The following is a 1,490-nucleotide window of genomic DNA, read 5'->3' on the forward strand; positions in this document are numbered from 1 at the left end:
CTCCTTGGGTTCCTCGGCGCCGGGGTCGAGGGCGGGTGGGGCCGGGACGGTCCACATCCACTCGCGGAGCTTGTCGCGCTCGTGGGTGAGTTCGTGGATGTCGGTCTCGGCGTACTCGAACTCCGGGGACCAGAACAGCGCGTCGAAAGGACAGACCTCGATGCAGATACCGCAGTACATGCACAGGGAGAAGTCGATGGCGAAGCGGTCGAGGACGTTGCGGCTGCGCTCTCGGCCGCCGGGGGCGGCCGCCGGCACCGTCTCCTTGTGGGAGTCGATGTAGATGCACCAGTCGGGGCACTCACGGGCGCAGAGCATGCAGACCGTGCAGTTCTCCTCGAACAGGCCGATGACTCCGCGGGTGCGGGGCGGGAGGTCGGGCTGGGTGTCCGGGTACTGCTCGGTGACGGTTTTCTTCGTCATCGTGCGGAGGGTGACGGCCAGGCCCTTGGCCAGGCCTGAGCCGGGGATCGGGGCCATCAGAGGAACACCACCTTCACGATGCCGGTGAGGGCGATCTGAGCGAGGGAGAGGGGGACGAGGAGGGTCCAGGAGAGCTTCTGGAGCTGGTCCTCGCGCAGGCGGGGGTAGGTGACGCGGAGCCAGATGACGACGAAGGCGAGGAGTGCGGTCTTCAGCAGGGTCCACACCCAGCCGAGGCCGTCCGCGCCCCACGGGCCGTGCCAGCCGCCCAGGAAGAGGACGGTGGTCAGGCCGCACAGGACGACGATTCCGGCGTACTCGGCGAGGAGGAAGAGGGCGAAGCGGAGACCGGTGTACTCGGTGTAGGCGCCGAAGATGATCTCGGAGTCGGCGACGGGCATGTCGAAGGGAGGGCGCTGGAGTTCGGCCAGGCCCGCCACGAAGAAGACGATCGCGCCGACGATCTGCCAGGGCAGCCACCACCAGTGGAAGGCGTCGAGGATGCCGGGGAGGGAGACCGTGCCGGCTGCCATCGCCACGGAGGCGGCGGTGAGCAGCATGGGGAGTTCGTAGGCGAGGAGTTGTGCGGCGGTGCGGAGGCCGCCGAGGAGGGAGAACTTGTTGGCGGAGGCCCAGCCGGCCATGAGGGAGCCGAGGACGCTCACGCCCATCACCGCGAGGACGAAGAAGATGCCCGCGTCCAGGACCTGGCCGACGGCGCCCTCGCTCGGGCCGATGGGGATGGCGAGGAGGACGAGCAGGTACGGGAGGAGGGCGACGGCGGGGGCGAGTTGGAAGACACGGCGGTCCGCGCCCGTCGGGACGATGTCTTCCTTCTGGGCGAACTTCACGCCGTCCGCGACGAGTTGGGCCCAGCCGTGGAAGCCGCCGGCGTACATCGGGCCGAGGCGGCCCTGCATGTGGGCCATCACCTTGTGCTCGGTCTGGCCGACGATGAGAGGGAAGGTGAGGAAGACGACGAAGACGATCAGGAGTCGCAGGGCGACGTCGAGCACGTCGTTCACTGCGGGCCTCCTGCGGGGGTGTCGGGGGTTGGGTCCTGGGGG

General features: G+C 68.9%; 2 protein-coding genes. Both read right to left on the reverse strand.

All coding sequences use genetic code 11. From position 1 onward, the window contains the following. Positions 1 to 480 (reverse strand): NADH-quinone oxidoreductase subunit I (locus JHN63_RS50965; RefSeq protein WP_200691923.1); only part of this gene is annotated, 480 nt, incomplete at its 3' end. Beyond that, positions 480 to 1,448 (reverse strand): complex I subunit 1 family protein, encoded by a 969-nt coding sequence (locus JHN63_RS50970; RefSeq protein ID WP_200691924.1) that lies wholly within the window; start codon positions 1,446 to 1,448, stop codon positions 480 to 482. The genes JHN63_RS50970 and JHN63_RS50965, both read right to left, overlap by 1 nt. Between the last annotated feature and the right edge of the window lie 42 nt (positions 1,449 to 1,490).

Origin of the sequence: Streptomyces sp. MBT65 (genome assembly GCF_016612545.1) — a bacterium.
Lineage (GTDB): Bacteria > Actinomycetota > Actinomycetes > Streptomycetales > Streptomycetaceae > Streptomyces.